The sequence below is a fragment of the Paenibacillus ferrarius genome, from assembly GCF_002027705.1.
Taxonomy (GTDB): domain Bacteria; phylum Bacillota; class Bacilli; order Paenibacillales; family NBRC-103111; genus Paenibacillus_E; species Paenibacillus_E ferrarius.
Window position 1 is genome coordinate 111,918 of sequence record NZ_MBTG01000013.1, and the last position, 24,340, is coordinate 136,257.

The 24,340-nt window shown below is 44.1% G+C and carries 20 protein-coding genes; 2 read left to right on the plus strand and 18 right to left on the minus strand.

Going from position 1 to position 24,340, the window contains the following annotated elements; all coding sequences use genetic code 11:
* Positions 1 to 8: 8 nt before the first annotated feature.
* The 11 genes from BC351_RS16065 to BC351_RS16120 form a co-directional block, all read right to left on the minus strand.
* On the minus strand, positions 9 to 1,112 hold the full coding sequence (locus tag BC351_RS16065) for a GerAB/ArcD/ProY family transporter (RefSeq protein ID WP_079413758.1): 1,104 nt from the start codon (positions 1,110 to 1,112) through the stop codon (positions 9 to 11).
* Positions 1,113 to 1,364: 252 nt separating this feature from the next.
* The gene (locus BC351_RS16075) at positions 1,365 to 2,561 is read right to left on the minus strand and encodes a Ger(x)C family spore germination protein (RefSeq protein ID WP_079413760.1); all 1,197 of its coding nucleotides are present in this window, start codon (positions 2,559 to 2,561) and stop codon (positions 1,365 to 1,367) included.
* A gap of 18 nt (positions 2,562 to 2,579) precedes the next feature.
* On the minus strand, positions 2,580 to 4,178 hold the full coding sequence (locus BC351_RS16080; RefSeq protein WP_079413761.1) for a spore germination protein: 1,599 nt from the start codon (positions 4,176 to 4,178) through the stop codon (positions 2,580 to 2,582).
* A gap of 161 nt (positions 4,179 to 4,339) precedes the next feature.
* Positions 4,340 to 4,765, minus strand: coding sequence for a DUF309 domain-containing protein (locus tag BC351_RS16085; RefSeq protein WP_079413762.1), 426 nt, complete (start codon positions 4,763 to 4,765; stop codon positions 4,340 to 4,342).
* Between the two features lie 3 nt (positions 4,766 to 4,768).
* Complete coding sequence (gene yjbM, locus BC351_RS16090) at positions 4,769 to 5,563, minus strand: GTP diphosphokinase (protein WP_079413763.1); 795 nt, start codon at positions 5,561 to 5,563, stop codon at positions 4,769 to 4,771.
* A 26-nt stretch (positions 5,564 to 5,589) separates the two neighbouring features.
* The gene (locus BC351_RS16095) at positions 5,590 to 6,687 is read right to left on the minus strand and encodes a quinone-dependent dihydroorotate dehydrogenase (protein WP_079413764.1); all 1,098 of its coding nucleotides are present in this window, start codon (positions 6,685 to 6,687) and stop codon (positions 5,590 to 5,592) included.
* Between the two features lie 153 nt (positions 6,688 to 6,840).
* Entirely contained in the window at positions 6,841 to 7,674 is an 834-nt protein-coding gene (locus BC351_RS16100) for a PRD domain-containing protein (protein WP_079413765.1), read from the minus strand.
* A gap of 17 nt (positions 7,675 to 7,691) precedes the next feature.
* Positions 7,692 to 9,149 (minus strand): PTS transporter subunit EIIC, encoded by a 1,458-nt coding sequence (locus tag BC351_RS16105; RefSeq protein WP_244209028.1) that lies wholly within the window; start codon positions 9,147 to 9,149, stop codon positions 7,692 to 7,694.
* A gap of 141 nt (positions 9,150 to 9,290) precedes the next feature.
* The gene (locus BC351_RS16110; RefSeq protein ID WP_079413766.1) at positions 9,291 to 10,130 is read right to left on the minus strand and encodes a carbohydrate ABC transporter permease; all 840 of its coding nucleotides are present in this window, start codon (positions 10,128 to 10,130) and stop codon (positions 9,291 to 9,293) included.
* A 42-nt stretch (positions 10,131 to 10,172) separates the two neighbouring features.
* Positions 10,173 to 11,078: a carbohydrate ABC transporter permease gene (locus tag BC351_RS16115; RefSeq protein WP_079413767.1), complete on the minus strand. Its 906-nt coding sequence runs from the start codon at positions 11,076 to 11,078 to the stop codon at positions 10,173 to 10,175.
* A gap of 85 nt (positions 11,079 to 11,163) precedes the next feature.
* Positions 11,164 to 12,525 carry an ABC transporter substrate-binding protein gene (locus BC351_RS16120; protein ID WP_079413768.1) on the minus strand — a complete coding sequence of 454 codons (1,362 nt, stop codon included), beginning with the start codon at positions 12,523 to 12,525 and terminating at the stop codon, positions 11,164 to 11,166.
* 374 nt (positions 12,526 to 12,899) lie between these two features.
* Here BC351_RS16120 and BC351_RS43915 point away from each other — a divergent pair, with 374 nt between their 5' ends.
* Positions 12,900 to 13,034, plus strand: a complete 135-nt coding sequence (locus tag BC351_RS43915; protein ID WP_279628341.1) for a hypothetical protein — start codon at positions 12,900 to 12,902, stop codon at positions 13,032 to 13,034.
* Between the two features lie 147 nt (positions 13,035 to 13,181).
* On the opposite strand, the gene BC351_RS16125 is transcribed toward BC351_RS43915, so the two are convergent.
* The 7 genes from BC351_RS16125 to BC351_RS16155 form a co-directional block, all read right to left on the minus strand.
* A complete protein-coding gene (locus BC351_RS16125; RefSeq protein WP_425270928.1) occupies positions 13,182 to 14,636 on the minus strand; it encodes a L,D-transpeptidase in 1,455 nt (484 codons plus the stop codon).
* A 242-nt stretch (positions 14,637 to 14,878) separates the two neighbouring features.
* Positions 14,879 to 16,498, minus strand: a complete 1,620-nt coding sequence (locus BC351_RS16130) for an NHL domain-containing protein (protein ID WP_079413770.1) — start codon at positions 16,496 to 16,498, stop codon at positions 14,879 to 14,881.
* A 51-nt stretch (positions 16,499 to 16,549) separates the two neighbouring features.
* A complete protein-coding gene (locus BC351_RS16135; protein WP_158082108.1) occupies positions 16,550 to 18,316 on the minus strand; it encodes a FecR domain-containing protein in 1,767 nt (588 codons plus the stop codon).
* Positions 18,317 to 18,343: 27 nt separating this feature from the next.
* Positions 18,344 to 20,191, minus strand: coding sequence for a CHASE2 domain-containing protein (locus BC351_RS16140; RefSeq protein ID WP_079413772.1), 1,848 nt, complete (start codon positions 20,189 to 20,191; stop codon positions 18,344 to 18,346).
* A gap of 172 nt (positions 20,192 to 20,363) precedes the next feature.
* On the minus strand, positions 20,364 to 20,597 hold the full coding sequence (locus tag BC351_RS16145; protein WP_079413773.1) for a ferredoxin: 234 nt from the start codon (positions 20,595 to 20,597) through the stop codon (positions 20,364 to 20,366).
* A gap of 67 nt (positions 20,598 to 20,664) precedes the next feature.
* The gene (gene mobB, locus BC351_RS16150; protein WP_079413774.1) at positions 20,665 to 21,171 is read right to left on the minus strand and encodes a molybdopterin-guanine dinucleotide biosynthesis protein B; all 507 of its coding nucleotides are present in this window, start codon (positions 21,169 to 21,171) and stop codon (positions 20,665 to 20,667) included.
* A gap of 6 nt (positions 21,172 to 21,177) precedes the next feature.
* A complete protein-coding gene (locus BC351_RS16155) occupies positions 21,178 to 22,479 on the minus strand; it encodes a DNA polymerase IV (protein WP_079413775.1) in 1,302 nt (433 codons plus the stop codon).
* A 216-nt stretch (positions 22,480 to 22,695) separates the two neighbouring features.
* Here BC351_RS16155 and cimA point away from each other — a divergent pair, with 216 nt between their 5' ends.
* Positions 22,696 to 24,315 (plus strand): citramalate synthase, encoded by a 1,620-nt coding sequence (cimA, locus tag BC351_RS16160; RefSeq protein ID WP_079413776.1) that lies wholly within the window; start codon positions 22,696 to 22,698, stop codon positions 24,313 to 24,315.
* The last annotated feature ends 25 nt before the right edge of the window (positions 24,316 to 24,340 follow it).

The following is a 24,340-nucleotide window of genomic DNA, read 5'->3' on the forward strand; positions in this document are numbered from 1 at the left end:
CTGCTTTTTCATTTGCCAAGCTTCTTCGTTTTTTTTCGATAATAAGCCAAAGCCAATAAGATCAAAGGAATAACCAGCCCGAAGGTGCCTGAATAGAAAACCCAAATTTTCGAGGCGAACTGAATAAAGTACGCAACATCCGGATAAGAAACAATAGAAAGTACGATTAAAATCATCCCCAAAGGCAAATAAAGCTGTTTGACCTCCTTCAGCCTAAAAATCTCGCCAAATGTCATTGTAGCGGCATAGAAGCAGATCGTTAATTTAAAGTAGATCGTAATGAACCAAATCCCTGCCATAATAACTTCCAGACGTTCCAGAAAGGAACCGATGCTAATTTTTTTAGCCAAACTATAGCTTGGGTACATTTGCACGGCCGTCAGTTTATCACCCAACACAAGAATGGAAAAAAGGGAAATAAGAACCAGCAAACTTCCTCCGATCGAGACGCCAATGAGAAATGACTTGCCTAGCTTTTTCGTTTTTTTCACAAAAGGTATGATCATTAAGAAGACAACAAGCTCCAAATATGGCGTACCGATTAGCGGGACGGATGCCCGAATAATAGGCTTCACCCCATAGCCAAACACGGGCAGCAAAAATTTGGGGTCAAATTGGAACGGCAGAAATATGAACATAAGAAAGAAAAACAGCAGGACCCAAGGCAGAAAAATTTCTGATGTTCGCGTAAACGTCTCCAAACCATTTCGGATACCGAGTATAACAATCGTTAAGAAAAAGATATGCGTGAATTGTAAAGGCGTATCCACCAATACCTGTGTTGTGATGAAATCCCCCAAATTTCGCAAGACAAGCGCAGCCAGAATAAAGAAAAAGCAAAAATACAGAAAAGAGACTCCTTTTCCCAGCCATTTCCCCATCAACTCTTCACAATACGCAACAAGGGTTTTGCCTGCGAACCGACTTCCCAATGCGTAGAAAAGGACGACCAGCAGTAATCCTACTAGCAAACCCAAAAGCGCTGCAATCCAAGCATCTGTTTTGGCCTCATAGGCGAGTCCCGAAGGTGCAATAAGAATGGAGCTGCCAACGGTAAAAAGAATCGTGAGGATCGTGAACTGATGAACGCCAATTCTGCCTTTCTCGATCATTGGATACACCTCTACTTTAAGATACCGAAAACAAAATCACTAATTGGCTTATAAATAAACGTAAGCCAATCCATTGGATTAGGAAAAGGCATGCGTAATTCTAACAAAATACTTAGTAGGGTTCCTATGAGAAGGACCGTAAAGAAGATCCAAATCTCCATAGTTAGCTTTTTACGAAATAAAGCGGGACTTTCAATCAAAGCAATTATGGAACCGATTAATATCGTCGTAATGGACGTTAACACAATAAATTCACTCCTCAGGCCGCTCAATCAGGGAGTTATTGATTGTTCCTAAGCGGCGAATCTGTATGTTAACATCAATGTTCACTTTTAACTTTGCAAACTCATTTTCCCAATCTGACTTTAGTCGAGTCCATGTTTTAGGGGCTTCATCTTCAATCGCTTCGCCAAATCCGAAAATGTCGGCCTTATTCTCTTTTGCTTTTTGGATGACAGCATACATGACCTTGGTCAAATTTGCTTTGGCAATCCCCTCTAATTCCGAAATCGTTTGTGGATCAAGTAAATTAATATGACATTGAACCTCACTCACATTTTCTTCCACAAAGACATGAATATTAATTTCCGGCTTGCCATTAACAATTTTCCCTTTCATTTTTGTTTTTTCTCTTATAATTTCAAGCGTTAATGTTCCGCCTTCAGGACAAGTTAGATGCCCCATTGTGCTTTTCACATTTCCCATAATGTAGTTATAGCCCTTGCTTTCGTCCTCATTCAGCCAATCAACCAATTTATCTTGTTTGAAGAGAGCTAAACCGGAATACTCTAATATGGATGAAGGTGAGGTTTCATTTAAATTGGTTCTGGACTCCCCTTTTTTACTGTATCCTTTGATCACAAGTCCCGTAAGCACTGCTTCTCTTGTTGGATCTCCCAAATTCGTTAAAAATCGATCCAATTGAACACTGACCGTAGGTGACCAAGATTTTTCAGATGTTTCCAAAGTCTTAAACATTTTATTTGCCGGAATTCGTTCAATTGGCGTCAAAACTTTCAGTACTTTACTGGCCGTAGTGCCTTTGGCGACAATGATATAGAAATCCGATCGGACTTCGTGATCTCTGGATACACCATCCATCACTTTATTGATGCCTTGACGCGCTAAATCTTCGCCAATGACTAGAATTCGCAAATGAGAAGCAAAAATTTTCCGGGGAGCCATGGTAGTCAGCTTGCGAACAGCCTCTAACGTCGAAACCCCAGTAGCTGAAAGGGTCGTTATTGGCGTGCTGTAGCCACTTCCCTTTTTGGCAGCTACCTCGCTCGGATTCACAATTTGCGCTGTCACCAAATATTGCTTGCCGCTCGTATCAAACCCAATACCTACCGTAATAGCCAAATCATTCAACTCATGTCGATCCCAGCAGCCGGAAAGTACAAAACCAAGTAAGATGAGTATGCAACTCATACACCCCAATCTCTTCATATGGCTATGCCCTCCTTTTTACTTGCTCTTCGGCTTTGAGAGTGGAGCATTGTTCTCACGAATTTGATTCTTAGGACTGATGAAACGCGGTCTGGAGAAAAGTCCCCACTGGGGAAGTCTTAGTATCGTATCTTTCTGATCCGCTAGCACAAAGGGAGCCATTGGCGACATATAAGGCACACCAAATGACCGTAAGTTGCACAAATGCTGAACCATTCCGATTAAGCCAACTGTGATTCCGAATAAGCCAAAGGTTGCTGCAAAGATCATCAGAATGAATCGCAAAATACGAATTGGAATCCCCATGCTGAACGAAGGAATAACAAAATTCGATATTGCAGTAATCGCAACAACAATAACCATTGCCGGTGATACTAATCCCGCATCCACCGCTCCTTGACCGATAACCAGAGCGCCAACGATTGAGACAGCTTGACCTACTGTTTTGGGAAGACGAACACCAGCTTCACGCAGGATTTCGAAGGTCACTTCCATCAAGAGGGCCTCAACAAAGGCAGGGAATGGGATTCCCTCTCGCTGTGCCGCCAAGTTAAAAAGCAAAGAGCTCGGCACCAGTTCTTGATGAAACGTAGTTACCGCGATATAGAATGAAGGGGCCATCAATGAGATAAAAAAACAAATATAGCGCAAAATGCGAATCAGCGTGGCAAATTCGGCCCGTTGATAGTAATCTTCCGAAGATTGAAAAAACTGAATAAACAAGGCAGGCGCCTCCAGAACGAAAGGAGTCCCATCAACAAATATGGCTACTCGACCTTCCAAGAGTCCTGCAGCAATGACATCGGGTCTTTCCGTATTATAAAGGGTAGGAAATGGCGTGAAAGTTTCATCCTGAATAAGTTCCTCGATATTTCCGCTTTCCAATATCCCGTCAATATCAATGCGATGAAGTCTGAGTCTTACTTCTTCCACAATTTTGTCGTTCGCTATGCCATGAATGTGCATCATCGAAACGCTCGTTTGTGTGACTCGGCCGATACTGATTGATTCCAGCCACAAATTGGGACTTTTAATACGTTTGCGAATGAGCGATATGTTGGTGCCAATGGATTCTGTGAAGCCATCGCGTGGTCCTCTTACAACAGCTTGGGTGGTAGGCTCCTCCACAGAACGTTGATCTCCACCACCAGTGTTTACCGACAACGCAAGGGGATACCCGCTCATGAAAATAATCGTGTCACCGCTTAACATGCTTTGGCAAATGTCATCAAACGTCTCCAGTGTATTTACTTCTCCACTGGCTTGAAGAATGTTCTTCACTAAGTCGGGATATACATAGAAGCCTGTGTTCATTTCTTCAATCAGTTGAGCTGATCGGGTATTCAGCGTAGACATCATTTCTTGAAAAAACGTTTTGTTCACCTGCTGTTCAAGAAAAACGTAGCCAAAGGTATGGTTGGTCTCTACATCTATGCACAATTCGCCAGAACTAATATCCGAGCTGTTCCCGAAGATCGTTCTAATTTCCGCAATATTCAATGCGATATCCTGAAATAGACTCATTTGCAGCAGCGGCTGCTGGACATTTTCGGAAGTAACCGTTGGTATTCGCTCACGATTAAATATTTCATGCAGCGTTTTCTTCCAGGTTAGCATTTGTTCGCCACCACCAAACTTCATGGAATTACATATGTCTTAAGGGAAAGTTTTCCCAAACTGCGGAAAATTATGTATCTATTTTTTCCCCAGCTGCATCTTGTGAAACCAAAAAGACTCCGCACCTTGTTGGCGGGAGTCCTATTGGTTTGCTTTTATGCTTAATCTTGCGCTTCTTCCTCATGTTGTGGCGGATCAAGCCTAATCTCCACTAGAAGGTCCTCAAGCTCTATATCTAGGATCTGAATATCCAGATCATAAGGTGCAAAGGGTTCGTCTGCGATGCGCACAAGCTTCGATAAATAAAGCTCACTATCTTGAATTAATCTATTCAAATCAATTCCGAGTGAATCCCCAGGGTAAGGAGCAAGCTTATCTAAACCAGCACGAAAGAGCTTGATAGAACCGCTCATGTTGCCATTCGCATGATGATAAAGGCCCACTGCAATCTGCAGTAGACCCTGATACAAAGGGTTTCGGCCTTCCTCCAGCCAAAGCTCCTCCATCACTTCATGGCACTCGAAATAATCGCGCAGATCATTGAAATAATACAAGTACGCCACATACAAACGATCGTAGCTTGCCATAACTTAGTTATGTTCCCCTTTGGCTCTGGAGATTGCTGCTTCAATATCGGATGACAAGTCGCTAAGCCCATCTTCCGTCTCCCAAATCTCATTAAATCTGAGCTGAAATTGCGCGGCTTCTCGAACACGGTGATAGAAATAAAGCTCCTGAATGTTGTTGAGGACCTTATTCACCAGATTCGAGTTGTCTTCGAACATTTTCTGTGATTCAACAATCTCGCCGCGAATGCTGGACATTTCTTGGTCTAATAAATAAGCTGCTTCCGCCGCTTTACTTAGACGCGCTCTAACGTCGGATGGCAGTTGTTCTTTATATTTATAATTCAACGAATGCTCAATCGTAGCCCAGAAGTTCATGGCAAGCGTCCGAATTTGCACCTCGGCTAGAATTCGCTTCATCCCTAAAGCGGTTTGTACTGGATATTCGATAATAATATGAAAACTACGATAGCCGCTCGGCTTCTTGTTGGTCACATAATCTTTCTCATAGACGACATTCATGTCCTGTCTACTGCGAATCAGTACGGCAAGCCGCTCGATGTCTTCTACGAACTGACACATAATCCGGATGCCGGCAATGTCTTCAATTCCTGACTCCAACTGATCCATTGGCACGTTTAAACGCTGTGCTTTCTCCAGCACGCTAGATATTTTTTTGACACGTCCTGTTACAAATTCAATCGGAGCGTATTCTTCCCTGCTTTTAAGTTCGCCACGCAATGTTTTGAACTTTACTTTCAATTCTTCTACTGCTTGTTCATAGGGCAGGAGAAATTTTTTCCAGTCTCGTCCATCCATCCTTGTATCCTCCATTTCGAATGAAGTCAGTTCTGATCTGCACCGATTGCCTGGGAAATATGTGTGTACCCGTCCCTCTGCAGCAGCTCTTGCAGACCTTTATTGAGTCTGTTCAGTAGGCCGGGACCTTCATAGATAAATCCGGTATAAACTTCAACTAAACTAGCGCCGGCTTTTATTTTGTCATAAGCATCTTGTGCAGTGAAAATTCCACCCGCTCCAATAATCGGAAGTTTACCTTCCGTCAATTGATAGACGCGTTTAATGACTTCCGTTGAACGTTCAGTGAGAGGTCTCCCACTTAAGCCGCCTGCTTGACCGCGGTTTGTGTGCACAAGCCCGTCTCTGCTAAGTGTTGTATTGGTCGCAATAATGCCCGAAATACCGCTGTCTTTAATTGCATGCACGGTTAATTCCAGCTCTGCATCCGTGAGATCGGGAGCAATTTTAACCAAAACAGGTTTACCTGTGCCACCGCTCTTTTGCTGTTGAAGCTGCATCTCGGCTGTAACCGCATCAAGCAATCGCTTCAAATCATTCCCATGCTGTAAATTACGCAAATCCGGTGTATTTGGTGAGCTGATATTCACTACAAAGAAATCTCCATATGTATATAACTCCCGAATGCATGCCCGATAGTCTTCTTCTGCTTGTTCATTCGGCGTTATTTTATTCTTGCCTATATTAATGGCTACCGGAATATCTCGTTTTCCTGTCTTCTGCAGGTTCCGTGCCATCTCATCTGTACCAACATTATTAAAACCCATACGGTTGATTAACGCCTTATCTTCCGGAAGACGAAATAGCCGCGGCAGCTCATTGCCCGGTTGTGGCTTTGGTGTAATTGTTCCTACTTCCATGAAACCAAAACCAAGTTGTGAAAATCCTTTGATTGCCTTCGCATTTTTGTCTAATCCAGCGGCTAGCCCGATCGGATTGGCGAACTGCAAGCCCCATAATTGCTGGGCCATCTTGGATGAAGGCGCTACGCCATACATAGATTTGAGCAATTGTTTTCCCCCAGGAAAACGACTTACGGCACTAAGGCCGTCAATGGTTAAATGATGTGCTTTTTCCGGATCCATTCGGAACAAAAGCGGTTTTCCTAACTTCTCATACAGCATGTCCTATGCACTCCGTTCTGTAATGACTCTATCAGACAGTTTAGCTGACAATGTGCAAATATGCAATCCACTGTAAAGCCAAAACCCTTTTTTCAAACAAAAAATCCCCGCTCCATTAAGGTTGCAAGGGAATCTATTCAGGCTATACCGCCATTATACTTCTGTACGTTGAAGCAGTCTCTCAAGATGCATCGTCAAGTAGCCGGTTTCGTCATCAGGCACTTCCAGCTGCAGGGAATCGCTAAGCATCAGAGATAGTACTTTGGCTTTGACATACGTGTCCCCGTACTCTTCTTTTATTTTACCCAGCAAAGAATTTTGCAGCGTCTTTTTTTGCTTAACCCGCTCAATGACACCTTTCAAATGACTTATGAACCGCAAGGTTGAGAATGAATCATCGAAATTAAAGCCTAATTCTTTGGCAGATTCAATGGTCTGTGACACCACTCTGACGACGGCTAAGGAATCCGCTGCTTGCTCTTTTTTGCGGGCACTGTTGAAGTGCATCGTCAGGAACGCAATTTCATCCTCAGGCAATTTAACATCCAGATGTTCATTTAGAAAATCAACTGCTTTTTTGGCGACCTTGTATTCTTCCGGATACATATAGCCGATTTCGTACGCAAAAGGATTCGTAATGAAAATCCCGCGTTTTTGGCGCTCCACAGCAAAATTGATATGATCAACTAAGGAAGCATGAATCGTTTCCGAGAAGTCACCTTCCAGCATGCTTTGGGCATAGGCGATGACTTCCTCCGTGATCCCAATAATCTTCACATCAACCGCATTTAGGATTTGCTCATAGTTCCTAAGCACTTCTGACGTATGCAGCAGAAACTCTTGTGTGATTTCGGCTTCATTAATAAGCATGCCCGGTGTTTTCTTGAATCCGATCCCTTTGCCGAAAGCAATCGAATTTTTCCCGGATGTCAAATGCGCCATCACGACATTATGCGATAGAACATGAATGATTGTTCTTTCAATCATAAGACACCTCCGCGTTCTTAGGCTTGTCCTGATTTGTCTTTTTGTAAGCTGAGCATCGGTTTAATACTTTCACGAATTTGTTCGGATTCCGTACCAAATACAACATGCACATTGCCGTTGCCAAGCCTGATGACGCCAATGGCGCCTAGCTCTTTGAGCTCGCTGTCCAGAACTAGCTGATCTTCTTTCACAAGCAGCCGCAGCCGAGTTATGCAAGCATCTATGGAGAGTATGTTCGCCGCTCCGCCAATATGCCTTAAAATGCTGGATGGACGATCCTCCTTCACTTTCACCTTGCTTGCCTCTGCCTCCTCTGTTTCTATGGCAGCCGTCTCCTCTTTGCTGGAGGCTTTGAGCGGGAAGAAATGCAAATAAATCCGAAAGGTCACATAGTAGAGAATGAAGTAGCCTACGCCAACAAGAAGAATCCAGTAAGGTTTCGTAGATACATGCCAATTCAGAACAAAATCGATAAAGCCTGCCGAGAAACCAAAGCCCATTTTGACTTGAAGCATATTCATTAGAAGCATAGAAAAGCCATTCAAAACGGCATGTATCACGTACAATCCCGGTGCTACGAACATAAAAGCAAATTCAATGGGTTCCGTTATGCCTGTTAAGAAGCTCGTCAATCCAGCACTGAGCATGACCGGAACGATCAATTGTCGATTAGCGGAAGAGGTGCTTCGTATAATAGCAAAAGCAGCAGCTGGAAGACCGAACATAATGACGGGATAAAATCCGGTCATGAACATCCCGGCATCTGGATCTCCTGCGAAAAAACGCGAGATATCGCCGTGCACGATTTTCCCAGTCGCTGTCGTATAGTCCCCGATCTGAAACCAGGCAATGTTATTAATAATATGATGCAGACCTGTTGGAATCAGCAGTCGATTTATTACCCCGTAGATGAACACACCTATATTTCCGTTATCCACAATCCATAAACCGATGATACTGATGCCCTTCTGCACCGGAGGCCAGATATAGCCCATTAATACGCCTAGAAAAACCATAGCCAGCGATGTCAATAAAGGTACAAATCGCTTGCCCCCGAAAAATCCGAGCGCCTTCGGCAGCTTAATATGCTGGAATCTGTTAAAAAACACAGCGGATATTCCACCAACAAGCATTCCGCCCAGTACGCCCATGTCCAGCCGATCGGCAGATTCTGTTCCCGTTTGGGAAAGCTGCAGGACATTGTTAAACACCAAATAACCAACCGTTGCAGCTAATGCTGCAATTCCGTCTCCTGATGTCAGTCCGATGGCAATGCCAATCGCGAAGATTAAAGGCAGATTATCGAAGATAGCGCTTCCGCCTGACTCAAAGATGTGAGCCATATGCATCAGGAAGGGATCTTCAAAAGTCATTTTACCGATACGCAATAAAATAGATGCCGCCGGCAGCACCGCAATCGGGATCATTAACGAACGCCCAATTTTTTGTAATGTATACATTAGTCTCATGTTCATGTTCGTTCACCTTTAAGCCCACAAGTTTGGCCGTTTCTTGTTTGCTCTTGCCTATATCCCAATTATAGTAGAAAGAACACCCTCCTGAAAGGATAAAATCCTCTAGGATAAGGTGTTTTTTCTATGCTCTTCCATATATTGTTATTTCACAGCTCCAGCGGTAATACCGGTTGCAATCTGGCGTTGGAAAATCATATATACGATCAATGTCGGAACCGTTGTGATCAGAAGGCCGGCGAATAACGGGCCCCACTCTGTGCGATATTGCATTTCTGCCTGCATCACAGCAAGACCGATTGGCAGCGTATACTTCGTTGGATCACTGTTAATAACAACACCCAGGAAGTACTCGTTCCAGTTGTTCAGCATATTCGTAATCATAACCGTAATCAAGCCCGGTTGTGACAAAGGCAGCATGACGCGGAAGAATGTTCCGTAGTGGGAAGTTCCGTCAATAATGGCTGCTTCTTCAATCTCTTTCGGCAATGACTTATAGAACCCTACGAGCAAGAAAATACCAAAAGGAAGGTTCAGTGCCGCGTACACAAGGATTAATCCGATTAAAGAATCCGTCAAATGCAAATCACTCAACAAGAAGAACAGTGGAATCAAGGCAAGTGCGAACGGTATCATCATCGAAGCAATGTAAATGGTATAAAGGAGTTTGCTTGCTTTAAAATCATACCTAGCTAAGATATAGGCCGTCATAGCAGCTAGGATCATACCAAGCAGGGTACTTCCAACCGTCACGACGATCGAATTTGTAAAATAAGTGCTAAAGTTATATTTACTCCAAACATAGGAGAAGTTTTCCCAAAGCAGCGGGAATTTCGGTAAAGCCCATGGGGCATTTAAGAAAAATTGCTCATTATTCTTGAGTGCATCGAGCAGTGTCCAAATCAATGGATACAGTACCGCTACGCTCCATATCAGAAGAATGATCCACACAAGCAGTTTAGCTAACGGATTTTTGATGACCATACGATGGCTCCCCCTTCTTCAGTATCAGGTTCTTAGATGACCTTAATGCATTTCGATTGTTTCTTGGCGCATCACACGCTGCAGGACAAGCGTCGTTATCAGTGAGATGATGAGAATCAACACGCCGATGGCTGCTCCGTAACCGAAATGATATTGTTGAAATGCCATCCGATACAGGTAAGATCCCATTACTTGGGTCGTATTATCTGGCTGTCCGCCATTCGTCATCAACTGAACAATAACAAATGACCCGTTAAGTGTTGTTATCACGATATTGACAATAGAAACTTTAATTTGCTCCCAGATGAGCGGCATGGTGATATTGCGGAATTGCGACCATTGACCGGCTCCGTCTATATTAGCTGCCTCATAATAGGAAGCAGGAATATTCACGATTGCTGCAATCATCAAGATCATATAGAAACCAATACCTGCCCAAATGGTTGGAGGTAGAAGCATCCAGATTGTATGTTGAGTAAATCCTAGCCAAGTAATATCGACTTTTTCACTTGTAAAGAGCGACAAGAACGCGTTCAAGAATCCAATTTGCGGGTTGTAGATGAAATTCCAAAGCACACCGATAACAACAACCGAAATTACATTTGGAATAAAGAAGATCGCTCGGAAGAAGCCGGATCCCTTGAGGTTGAAACGAGTTAATGCAACTGCGAAGAAAGTCGCCAAAATCATAATCCCAATGACTTTGCCAACAACTAGGAAGTAGTCATTCCCAATGGCTCTAAGAATAATGGGATCTTTAAATAATTCTACAAAGTTATCGAAGCCAATAAAGGTACTATTCTCCGACATTCCTGACCAATCATAGAATGACTTCTGCAAAGCCTGTATAACAGGATAGATCGTAAATACACAGAAGAACAGAAAAGTCGGAATGATGAATGAAGCGATGAACAAATTCCGTTTCCACATTTTTGAGTTGGTCTTCATTCTATCCTCACCGTCCTATCATTAAAATGGCGGAGAACTCTAAGGCTTTCACCTCGCTAGTTCTCCGCACTGCTTCATTCAATTATTATTTCTTTTGTTTCGCTACAACGTCTGTAACACGTTTAACCCACTCTTCAGGCTTAATCGTTCCGATGGTCAAAGCTACTGTCGCATCTTGCATAGCTTTGTCTACGTCAGCCGCGAAGGACACGGTAGGTACAACAATGGTATCAGGGGAAGACAAGAATTTCGCTGCATCTTTTACAAAGTTAGGCGCTTTGGAAGAACTGATGTCACCTTTGATGTTGGAAGGCGCACCGCTAAGCTCTGCCCACTGAGAAGCTTGAGTTTTGGAGAATACGAACTGCATGAACGCTTTCGCTGCATCTTTGTTTTTCGCTTTTTTCGCAATAGCGAATGTCGAAGTTGACGTATTAGCTACCACTTTTCCACCTTTATCCTGCGTGATGGATGGGATGAATCCGAAGTCGAAGCTAGCTGGAACGTCTTTCGCCATTTCGTTTGGCAGCCATAGACCGTTCGGGATGAAGGCATCTTTGTGTTGAAGGAATAAGGATTGGGAATCCGTGTGATTGATTTGTACGGATGCTTTATCGATGAATCCTTTGTCACGAAGTTGAACGATTTTGTCCAAACCTTTCAAGATTGCTGGACTTTTCCAAGCATCTAGGTTGTTTGAAGCCATATCTTGCAGCAATTTGTAGTCGTTGTTGTTCGCCGATACAATCGCTGGATACAAGACAGAACCATTGATGTAGTAAGGGTATTTACCTGTATGAATGAAAGGATTAATGCCCGCTGCTTTAATCGTATCGCTGACTTTCAAGAAATCTTCGAAATCTTTAGGCTCAGCCCAACCTTTGTCTTTGAACAAAGCTTTGTCATAGAAGATACCCCATGAACTCATAACGAATGGGATGTTGTAGATTTTGCCATCGTATTGCGGCGGTTGCTGCGCAAGCAGATCAAGAATTTTATCACCGTCAACGTTTTTCGCATCTTTCAGCCAGTCAGTCAAATCTTCCAGCTGACCGTCTGTCACCATTTGGCGATCGAACAACTCAGGTCCATCAATATATACGAAATCAGGTGGGTTACCAGCGATCCAACGGGGTTTCATTTGTTCGTTGATTTTTGGTCCCGCACTTTCTTTAATTTTCAAATCAGGATTTGCTGCTTGGAAATCAGCAATTACTTTTTTCCACCATTTGTCGCCATAACCGCCAACAAAGTACTGGATTTCAAAATCACCAGTTAATTTTTTGGCGCCCGCAGGTGTTGCCGTCGCAGCTGCTGTTGCTGCTGCCGTTGGCGCTGTTGTCGCTGCCGGTTTTGTTGTTTCTGTTGGTGATGCTTTACCACAGCCTGCAGCTACAAGTACCATAGATGCAGCCAAGCCCATTGTTGACCATTTCTTCATATTCATGTGTTCATCTTCTCCCTTTTTTAATCTGATTGTTTGATTGTTATTTATGGAGTAGCGTGTAACTTCGGTTAAACTTGCCTAATGATTTGAGTGACCAACCCCTTTCATCCATTAAAAATCGGAAAAATAAAAAGGGCATAGTTATAGAAGAAAGTGTTGCTTTCCTTCTAATAACTAATGCCCTTACGGTAACATGTTATTAAAACTGACATATTTAATTGTTTCGCGTTTCTCGTGTGATTAAATCTTACAACAAAATGACATGGTCGTCAATACACTTTTTTTTATTTTCTTTAACCATTCATATTCTATGAAGCACACTACTTATGCTATGATAGATCATATCTTTTAATCCTAGGAAAAGGGTGATTCTTATGTCCAAACGCAAACCAATTTCTGTGAATCGCAAAGCCAAAGACGAAGTAAACAAGAAAGCAATCATTTGGACCGGATCCATTTTTCTTGTTGTTATAATCGCCATGACGTTACTGCTCATTTTGAACAAATGACGCAGACAGAAATGATTGAATTCATCATATTTTGAATTGTAATCGCTTTCGCTTTTCTTGTCAAGAAATTACTTTTCAGCAATTTAAGACTTCATACGGAAGCCGTCCGCAACCAATTCGGACGGCTTCCGTATGTTTGCCTTACAATCAATCCAGCCATTTATATTTCTTGCCTGGATTGTCATCCTTCGTTTGCAAAGGAAGCGTGAAAGACTGATCCGGCTTTCCTCTGCCAGCACCCGTTCCAGGCCCCCCTCCGCTCGGACTGCTGCTTCCCTCCGATTCCGGCGGCAATATCCCTTTGCCAATCGTCACTTTCGTTTCGTGAGGAACCATGTTATACAGTTCTTCAACGTCAGCTTGCAGCATACGAACACAGCCGTGCGACTCATCTTTGCCAACACTGGACGGTTTATTCGTTCCGTGGATGGCATACAGCGTATCCGACAAGGTCATTCCTCGGCTGCCGAACTCCCCATTGGATTTCCCATTCGGATTCCGAACCTTCTCGCTAATGACAAACTCACCTTGCGGTGTTTTTTCGGCTCCTAATCCAACCGGATATTTGCGTATAATAATGTTCCCGCTCACAAGCGCCAATTGATGTTTATCCGTATCAATCAGAATGCTGAGCGGTTCACGAAGCGGATCAGCCGATGACTTCGGTTGCGTATTGGCGGGCGACGCTGGCTCTTTGGTCGTTTGTTGAGGTGTGTCCTTTGTCTCCGTTGCTGGTTTCGCATCCAGCGGCTTCCCAGACTTCGCACTTTCATTCAATCTACTAACAACTTGCGGAAATATTTCTTGCATCTCAGGCGTCAGTCCGGGCAGCAAGTTATCCGGGTATGGCTTGGTTAATTGCTCTGGCTTCTCAGGCATGGCGCCGGTTTTCTTCTGATACGCTTGGACGGCGCTTTGAAGAACAATCGCTTGTTCACGATCTCTCATCCAGGTCGTGATAACCGGGGTCAACGCCGTACTATCCGCAATCTGACAGGAACAAATCTGTGACTGATAATACTTAAGCTCAGCGGATTTCCCGCCTTCTGCTTGAGATTCCACGCCAATGAGAGGCTTCACGAATCGATTCCATTCCTGCCACTTGCCATCAGCACTTGATGGAGCCTCCATAATCACGGACTCTCCCGTGCCAGTACCGGCCAAACCAAGCACCTGTTGTAATTTTCTCCCCCAATCTCCTTCAGAGAGATACAGTTTCACACCGTTAGAAGCAATGGCCTCAACAGGTACAGAACCTGAATTGGAGGTCTTAGCCGGAGCAGAGTCGCTGATTTTACTTGGACCAGAGGAAATATCCTTAACATCCCCTTTGGCCAAATCCATGCCTGCTGGCACAGCTAACAGAAGCAGAAGCACCAAGACAGGCAGCCACTTCGCTTTTCCGCTCGTTTTACGTTTAAGCGCAGAAGACTCTGCCTCCTTACTGGAGGCCGGGGAAGGATAAGAGGGCAACGGGCCTTCTATCGATATTTTTTGACGCTCAAACGCCTCATAAATCTCCCCAGCTTGCGCAAAACAATATGCCGCTTTGCCTTCTTTTCCTTGCGCTGCATATTCTCTCCCCAACAAATACCAAGCCATTTTATGATCAGGATGTTCCTTAACATATTTTTTGAGATACAGAGGATCTTCGATCGGATTGTGTTGGAAAAATCGTTCCAACTGATCATTGCGATTATTCTCTTTCAAGTCAGAAACCTCCTATCGCCGATTTGGGACTCTCTTTGCTTTATCGGCAAATTCAGCCTGGAGATGAAGTTAAAAAAAAGACGAGCATCGGCAAAGGAAATCCCCCTTGTCTAGCTCGTCCATACATATAGATATTACTTCACATAGGATTTCGTGCGTAGTATAGCTGTTTGATGCGGTGCATCCCACTGTACATCCAGGCCAATCTGCTCTGCGAAGAAACGAATTGGCACGTAAGTACGGTCTTGTTTCACATAGGGAGAAGCATCCGTCGCCTGCTTCACATCCGCTAGCCCAGCCGTTTTGCGAACAACACCTGTTTGACCAATTGTAAGTTCAACCGTCACATCACCTTTGATAAGCTGAACGATGGACTTCCCATCTTGCTGGATGTATTTCACCTCATAGCCGAATGTTTCGCTGATGGCTCGTACAGGAACCATCGTACGTCCTTCCTGAATCTCAGGCTGCGTATCGAAGGAAATTACCTTGGAACCACTCACAACCTTCACTTGCTGATCATTCTCTATGCTTGCTGGCAAATGATAAGGAGCAATTCTGCGAATTTTGTTATTCGATGCGTCAGCGACAACCATATTTCCTTGCGCCGTCACAAGAATATCACTCGGATTATAAAAATCTGCCGCCCGCTCCACACCATCCGCTTCGCCCGTTGTTATCGTTCCGGCAATCGTAGTTACCTTCCCGTTTAACAAATACCGAATCGCATGATTCAAGCTGTCAGCAATAAGGAGACCACCTTCCGAGGTATACGCGAGTCCTTTCGGGATATCAAACTTAGCCTTGAGCGCATCGCCATCTGCATAATCGCCGCCCGCATAAAGCTCATTTTTTCCATACATAGCGCCACCTGTTGTTGGTGTAGAGCCTGCCACCGTGCTGACCGTACCCGCTTTAAGGTCAATATAACGAATCCGTTGGTTCCCCGTATCACTCACATACAAATTTCCCTTGGCATCAAGAACAATACCAGATGGCTCATTGAACTTCGCAGATGACAAGCTTCCGTCTGCATAATCTCCTGCGAAGGACGCTTTGCCAGGTCGAATTTCGATCGCACGAGTTGACCCTGTCGTGAGAGTCGAAACAGTGCCATCTACTGTAATTTTACGAATGACATGATTGAGAGAATCCGCTACATAGACGGTCCCATCTTCAGCAACGGCTACATCCGTCGGATGATTGAAAAAAGCTGCCGCGCCTTTGCCGTCTTTGTTCCCCTGCACACCATTACCAGCTAATGTGGTTACTTGCCCATTGACATCAATTTTGCGAATGGCATTATTGCCGGAATCCGCGACATAGACATTCCCCTTCGCATCAACTGCAAGTCCGGAAGGTTCATTAAAAAAGGCTTCTGATGATTTGCCATCCAGCAGCCCCCCTGTTGGAAAGCCTTGGCTATTCGTTGTGACGACTAACTCAGGACCCGCAAACGTGGTTACAAGGCCATCCGAAATTTTACGAATTAAATGATTGCGTGTATCTGCGACCAAAATAGTGCCGTCTGGGAGTTGTGCAACACTTCCCGGCGCCCGGAATGCAGCGCTCAGCGCTGCGCCGTTATGATCTGCGAAATCGCCAATCCCCGCGAATGTCGACACATCCGCCATAATTTGGCCATTGCTTGCGAGTAAAGCATCAGCAGATAGTCCTGCTGCCATGGCAGATGAGCTACCAAGCAAAGCAGCCGCCACAAGGGATGAAACAAATAGATGTTTTAAGGGTTTCATTGGTTTCTCCTTTTAACTTTCTTCAATAATTCACAAGGAATAAATGAGTGCTTACAACCCACCATTTAAGGGAACAGACACTTTATTAATGTCTGGAACAGTTATCTCTTGAACCGTGTTGTTAGACGCTTTATGAACAATAATAATTTTACCTACACGTACGTTGACTACATCGCCCTCACCCTGGAATGGGATTGTCACTAAATTCTTCGAGCCAGACACAGAAATGTTCAGGGCACTACCGAAATTCGTTACCGAATAAATGAGCTCCTTTTCTGAGCCGCCTACATATTCACGAACGTTATCAGTACTAGTAGCAGAATCGAAGATAGTTTTGGATTTTAGACCTGGATTAACCGAATAACCGATAGATGGGCTATACAGCAAATGAACCTCAACTGCATAGATGGACTTATCACCTGTAAAATCACTTAATTTAATACCTAAATCGAAAGTATTGCTGCCTGTTTTATCAGCAGTTAAGCTTACTTTAGGTATAGCTACGGGTTGAGTCGGGGGATTCGGGTCACTTGAGCCACCACTTGAATCACTTGGACTATTCCCGTTCCCCGTAGTTGTTTGAGGGGTAGTTTTATTGTCCTCTTTCAGTTTATTCGTTGCATCCGCTTGCGCTTTCGCTTCGGCGGCTTTATTGGCCGCTGCTATTTTCGCCTTTTCTTCTTCTAGCGCTTTAAGCGCGGCAGCCAGCTTCTGCTTAAGAGCTTCCTGTTTCTTAGCTTCTTCCTGTTTCTTTTTTGTTTGCTCCGCTTTCAGCTTTTCCAGCGCAGCTTGCTTTTGTTTCTCTAGTTCAGCATCCACACCTGCTGTTTTATCCAGATCTTTGACTTTCGTCAAATCAAGCTTTTTGTTTTGATCCGTAATCTTTTTATTGGCTTCGTCAATCAGTTTGTTCATCGTATCTTTATCGATCTTGTTGCCTGCAATTGCTTGCTTCGCGATATTTCCAATCAAATTATCTAAATTTTGTTTCACTTTATCGAGCTCAGCCTGATCTTTAATCGTTAAAGAACCGTTATCGATCTTGCCATCGGCAATTTCCTTCGCTTTTTTGGCAATAAACTCTTCGTTTTCTTTATCGATTTCAGCTTTGTTCTTAATTAATTCTTCAATAACCTCAGGTGAAGCTTCTTTAATAAATTGCTCCAAATCAATGAACTCCACTTTTAGAGACAAATCATTCGTTTCATCACGGGAATCCAATGTAATTTGTTGCGTTGGATACAAATAAGTAATCGATGAGGATTGCGTTGAATCCGGATTATTCGTCACAGTAGATGCGGAGACTTTCCCTGCACCAACTGCCATTTTGATTTCCCCTGTAATCGGATCAACGCCTATGTAAAACTGTGTTCCACGCACACCCATGACAGCCGTTGGTGTCTCAACTTCAAATTCATCATCTGAACCAGCTAATGATTTGACCTTAACCCACATGGAGCCAGCCCAAACTTTAAGCTTGGATTTCTTATTACCGTCTGATGTACTGAGATCAGATACATTAACCTCTGAATTTGAACCTAGTGTAACATCGGAATCGCCATTGCTTAAATTCAAAGTTACGCTGGAACCACTGCCCGTATAAACGGTATCCCCTTGGTTTAAACTCATGCTCTCATAGGCATCATAGGTCTTGGACCCTCCGCCCTTTTTGATCGTTACATCGCCGGACAAGGAAGCTACGACAGCTACACGAACCGTTTTGGCATCGACTGGCTTGACAAGCAAAGCCGAAATCAAACTAAACACTAAACAAAAACTTAAGAATAAGGCTGCAAATGATTTCTTAGATATTCCCACACAGAATTCCTCCCCAGTATTCATTCGTTACAGATGTCCGATGACTTCATAAACAGCAACCGGTTTTTCTTTTCCTTTAACTTTAATTTCGCCAATGGATTCAATCTCGAAAAGGTCTTTAACCCTTTCATACGTCTGCTCGCTGATTAGAATCTGCCCTGGCTTCGCATTGGATTCTAGGCGTGCCGACAAGTTCACGGTATCCCCGATAGCGGTGTAATCCAGCCTCAAGTCCTCAGAACCGATATTCCCGACGACGGCAGGACCACTGTTGATGCCAAGACCAAACTTCACGCCGATCCCGTATTTCTCGATCAATTTCTGTTCCAGAACATTCGCTTGCGACTTCATTTCAATCGCGGCGCGAACGGCCATTTCCGGATGATTCTCATATTCAATGGGAGCGCCGAACATCGCCATAACACCATCACCGATGAATTTATCCAATGTTCCATTGAATTTAAAAATCGCTTTCGTACACACATCCAGATATTCATTCAAAACCTGAATCACTTGCTCCGGCTCCAGCTTTTCTGACATTGGCGTAAACCCGCGAATATCTACGAAAATAAGGGAAATATCCTTGCGGCTTCCTCCAAGCTTTACATCTTCACCGGACTGGAGCAGCTCATCAACTACGGTTTTGGATACGAACCTGCCGAAAATACCCGTTACCCGATTGCGCTCCTTGCGTTCCGCCAAATAGTGGCTTACCAACGACCATATGTAGATGGTCACCAGCGCAAACTGCGGATAAACGAGCGGAAGGAAGATCGAGCCGGCCGTATAGCACAGCAGCCACATCCCGCCATAAAATACTAACATCCCCAGGAATATAAAGAGGGCTGTTTTGCCTTTGAATCTCTCAAATAAGAAAATTGCTAGTAGAGACATAAGTAAAATGATGCCAACACCAAGAGGCTTGCTTGCATCTTTATAATATTTGCTTTCCAGTATCGTTTGGATCATATTCGCATGAATTTCGATACCAAACATTTTAACTGAGCTAATTGGCGTTGGGTATTCATCCTGCATCGCGGTGACGAAGGGACCCACCAATACGATACTGCCTTGCAGCGGCAGCGGTTTCTTACTATTCAGTACATCAACGAACGAAAGCAGCTCATAACCTGTCGTTGCATCCACTTTTTGCCTGGGCAATGTGAAGAATTCTGTTGTCACTTGATTTTTCTCATTGGTCGGCAGCACGATATCGCCACTTTTCCATTGTCCTGTCGCGGCATCTCGTTGTACTTTGTTCTTGTCGTCAAGAACAAGGTTCGCAAGCGCAACACTAAAGGCAGGTATGTAGGCGCCATTCTCGTCAGGCAATCCAACGGGCAGTTTACGGGCCTTTCCGTCTTTATCTACAAACACATTAATATGTGCCATTTGTTGCCTATTGGTTGTTAACGATGGCGTGGGGTAGTCAACTTTCTCAGGAATGAGATCGCCTGCTTGCTGTTGCTTGGAGGGATAGTTAATTTGAACGGGCATGATGACATTGTGGTATTTGGCCAAAACATCAGCTAAAGCCTTATCATCGGCGGGGTTTTTCGAAGGTTCAGCCAAAACAACGTCTATGCCGATAGCAGCAGCGCCGGATTCCTCCAACTTCTCGATCAATTGCGCATAGGTTGTTCGATCCCATGGAAACTTTCCAATTGCTTTTAGTGACTTTTCATCAATTTTCACAATTTTGATACGGTCCTCAGGCTGGCGTTCGTCAATTGACTTCGCTTTACGCAAACTATCATGAAGCGGACCTTCGACAAAATAAAATAAACCGCTTGAGTTTACCGTGTAGAAATATGTCGACAACAGCATTAATACAAGTCCTGCTGCCAAAGTCTGGATCCACTTCTTCTTACCCATAAGTTCCTCCCCTTATGATTTCTAGTTTCATTGTAAGATGAGCGGTAGGAAATGGCAATAAATTGTTACAAATTAATCCGAAATACAACAAAAAAAGGACTCAATTCCCTAGACAGGAATCGAGCCCTTTCGACATTCTGTGAATTACCTCACAAAATTCAGGTTTTTATGATTAGCTAAAAGGTGCATCTGCAACTTTGATGGAATCTGTTGGGCAGCCATCTTGTGCATCCTGCAGATCATCGAACAGATCCTCAGGGATTTCAGTAACCCCTTTGTTTCCGTCTCCATCAAAAATCACTTCTGCCAAACCTTCATCATCGTAATCATAGATGTCTGGAGCTGTAGCTCCGCAAGCGCCGCAAGCGATGCAAGTATCTTTATCAACAAATGTATACTTTGCCATGATTTCTACTCCTCCTCAAATTATCCTCATTGTAAAATATAATATAAATGCGGACAAAGTTCAAACCTTAAAATAGATTACTTTTAAAATAATGCGCAATGAAAGCAGCAACAGAAGGGATATCATTTAAATCCAGACAACGATACTCCGGAAAAGCATCCTCCCCAACCTCCATATCTGTCACAATGGCAATGGGCCGCTGTTCAAGCTGCTGAACGATTTCGCTCTGCTCTATTGTACGGAATACGGCAATCTTTGGATGCTTTTCCTTCTTGAAACCTTCAATAAAAATATAATCGTAATGAGCGTATGCCAATAACTGCTCTTGTAAACTTACATTAACCTTCTTCTCATAGATATGAATCATATCGGGAGATAGCGTCATAACCGCATCCGCGCCAGATTCTACGAAAATCGACGAATCCGCTCCCGGCACTTCTTTATAATGTCCATGAGCATCATGTTTCATTACGGCAACTTGGCAGCCCTGCAGCTTCATTTGGGCAACAAGCTTGGCAATCAGGGTTGTTTTTCCACTATTTGAATAGCCGGCGAAACCTATGCAATGCGCCAAAATCCATCACTTCTCCTCTTCCTTATGAAGCGGATTGTTTTTCAAATGATCCATCTGCAGCGATGTTCCTCTAGCTTTATGGTTTCTTATAAAAGCAGAAGGATTGTCACTCATCATCCCGGCCGTAAGAATGGCATTTTCTCCAAATTTATCACGAAGCCCATCCATGATTTTATTTAAATTATCTCTGCGAGGCTGCTTCTCATAATTAAACAAATCCAGCTGCACGAAAGTTTCTTCCTTCATTGTTAAATTTTGCAGCGTAATCCCCAGCAATCGAACAGGATTCCCCTCGTCCCATTGGTGATCATATAAGTCACAGGATGTTTTGTAGATATCGTCCATGTGCTCGGTTGGCGTCGGCAAAGTGACAGAACGAGTAATCGTCCTCATTTCCGGATCGCGAATCGTGATTTGGATCGTCGATGCCATCAGTTCCTGTTTGCGCAGCCTTCTGGCTACTTGATCGGCAAGGTTGAGGAACACTCGATGAATCTCTTTTCGCTCCGTGTAATCCCGCGGCAGCGTCGTCGTGTGTCCAATCGACTTGCTTTGCTCCTGCTCTGGATTCACGAGCGAAGGATCAATCCCATTGGCCGAACGCTTGAGATGAGGTCCGAGCACACCGAAAAACTTCGACAATAGTTCTTCATCGGCAGACGCCAGCTCACCCAAGGTGTGAATACCTAACTTCGTCAGTTTGTCAGCTGTCTTTTTACCGATTCCGTACAAATAGTTGCATGGTTTATCCCAGAGGACATGAGGCACATCCCGGAGACGAAGCACAGAAATCCCATTTGGCTTCTTCATGTCTGAACCCATCTTGGCAAGCAGCTTATTCGGGGCGACACCAATCGAGCAGGGCAAGCTTAATTCCTTCATGATTCGCTGCTGTATATGATTCGCGATTTCCATCGGAGTTCCAAATTGCTTGGACCCGGTAATATCCACAAAACATTCGTCAATGGACATGGATTCCACCATAGGTGAATAACTATAAGCAATCTGCATAAAACGCCTTGAGAAATTCCGATATAACTCAAAATCAGGTCGGATCAGAATTAAATCCGGACATATTTTCAACGCCTGCCTGACTTGCATCCCTGTTTTGATCCCCATCCCACGCGCTGTATAAGATGAAGTAACAATAATTCCTTTGCGAAGCTCAACACTTCCGGCAACCGCAATCGGCTTTCCTTTATATAACTCAGGCTCAACCGCCTCATGTACAGAACAGTAGAACGCATTCATATCTATGTGTAAAATGACTCTGCCTTGTTTGGGATAGTGATGCCCCACTGTCACCATGCTGCATTCCTCCCCCTCATATAAAAGACAGTAAATTCGAGCCATTTTCAGCATACAAAAAAATATTGTTTCAAGCAAACGCATTTTTGCGTTATGATGTCCTTACCCATAATAATATGGTATAATCGTAAATTATACATTAACGCTTTAAAGCAAGCACAGACACAAGCCCAACTAACAACGAAGTCACTTTGCTAGCTTTTGAAGGAGGAACCCATGCCAACATCAGTCAAAATCTTCGACACCACACTACGAGACGGAACGCAAGGAGAAGGCATCAGCCTATCTGTCGAGGACAAAATTAAAATTGCCCGCAAGCTCGATGAGCTTGGGGTTCATTATATTGAAGGCGGATGGCCGGGCAGCAACAGCAAGGATATTGAATTCTTTGAACGTGCTCGTGACATGAAGTTCACGAATGCGAAAATTACAGCCTTCGGAAGCACGCGGCGCAAAGATTCTCTGGCTGCGGATGATATCAACTTAAACAGACTTGTGGAGTCCGGCGCGCAAGTGGCGACCATCTTCGGCAAATCCTGGGATTTCCATGTCACCACCGCCATTCAAACTACACTCGAAGAAAATCTTGCTATGATTTATGACTCCGTTCTTTATTTGAAAAGCAATGGGCTTGAAGTTATTTATGATGCTGAGCATTTCTTCGACGGATACAAAAATAACCCTGAATATGCCCTGCAAACCATCACCAAAGCACAGGATGCCGGTGCGGATTGGATCGTACTATGCGATACGAACGGCGGCTCTTTGCCAAATGAAGTCACCTCTATCGTGACTACCGTCAAACAGCACATTACGACTCCTGTAGGCATTCACGCTCATAATGATTGTGAATTAGGGGTAGCCAACAGCCTCGCAGCCGTCCAAGCTGGCGCAGGACAAGTTCAAGGCACAATTAACGGCTATGGCGAGCGCTGCGGCAATGCAAACCTCAGCTCCATCATCCCGAACCTTCAATTGAAACTGGGTTATCATGTAATTTCAGAGGATCAATTGCAGACGTTGACGCCGGTGTCCAGATACATCAGCGAGATTGCCAATATGCATATGCCGGTCAACCAACCTTATGTCGGCAATGCCGCTTTCGCCCACAAAGGCGGCATTCACGTATCCGCAATTCTCAAAGATGCAAGTACGTATGAACATACGAAACCTGAGCTTGTCGGCAACAAGCAGCGCGTGTTGGTGTCTGAGCTTGCAGGTCAAAGCAATGTCCTTGTCAAAGCACAAGAGCTGAACCTGGACTTCAACAAAGATCCACAGAAAACGAAAGAAGTCATCGAGCGCATCAAGGATCTTGAGCACCAAGGCTATCAGTTTGAAGGCGCCGACGCCACGCTTGAATTATTGCTGCGCGAAGCTTTCGAGGGACTCGAAGAAATCTTCACATTGGAATCGTTCAAGATGCTTGTTGAGAAATCAGCGCATCATTCCGTCGTTTCCGAAGCGATCGTGAAAGTGAAAGTCCACGGAGAAACGATCTACACGGCAGCCGAAGGAAATGGCCCTGTTAATGCGCTTGACAACGCCTTGCGCAAAGCGATCATCCAATATTACCCTGACATCAAAAACGTGCATCTTTCCGATTACAAAGTGCGTGTCCTCGATGAGAAAGGCGCAACAGCCGGCAAAGTTCGCGTATTGATGGAGTCAACGGATTTCAAAACCACTTGGAATACGTTGGGTGTTTCCAGCAATATTATTGAAGCCAGCTGGTACGCACTGGTTGACAGCTTGCGGTATGCTTTGATCAGCAGACAACGGATCGAGCCAACCACCAAAGAGACAAATGAGCAACTCGGATTAGTGAATCACTAATTTCCCATACAAAAAGCTGCAAGTT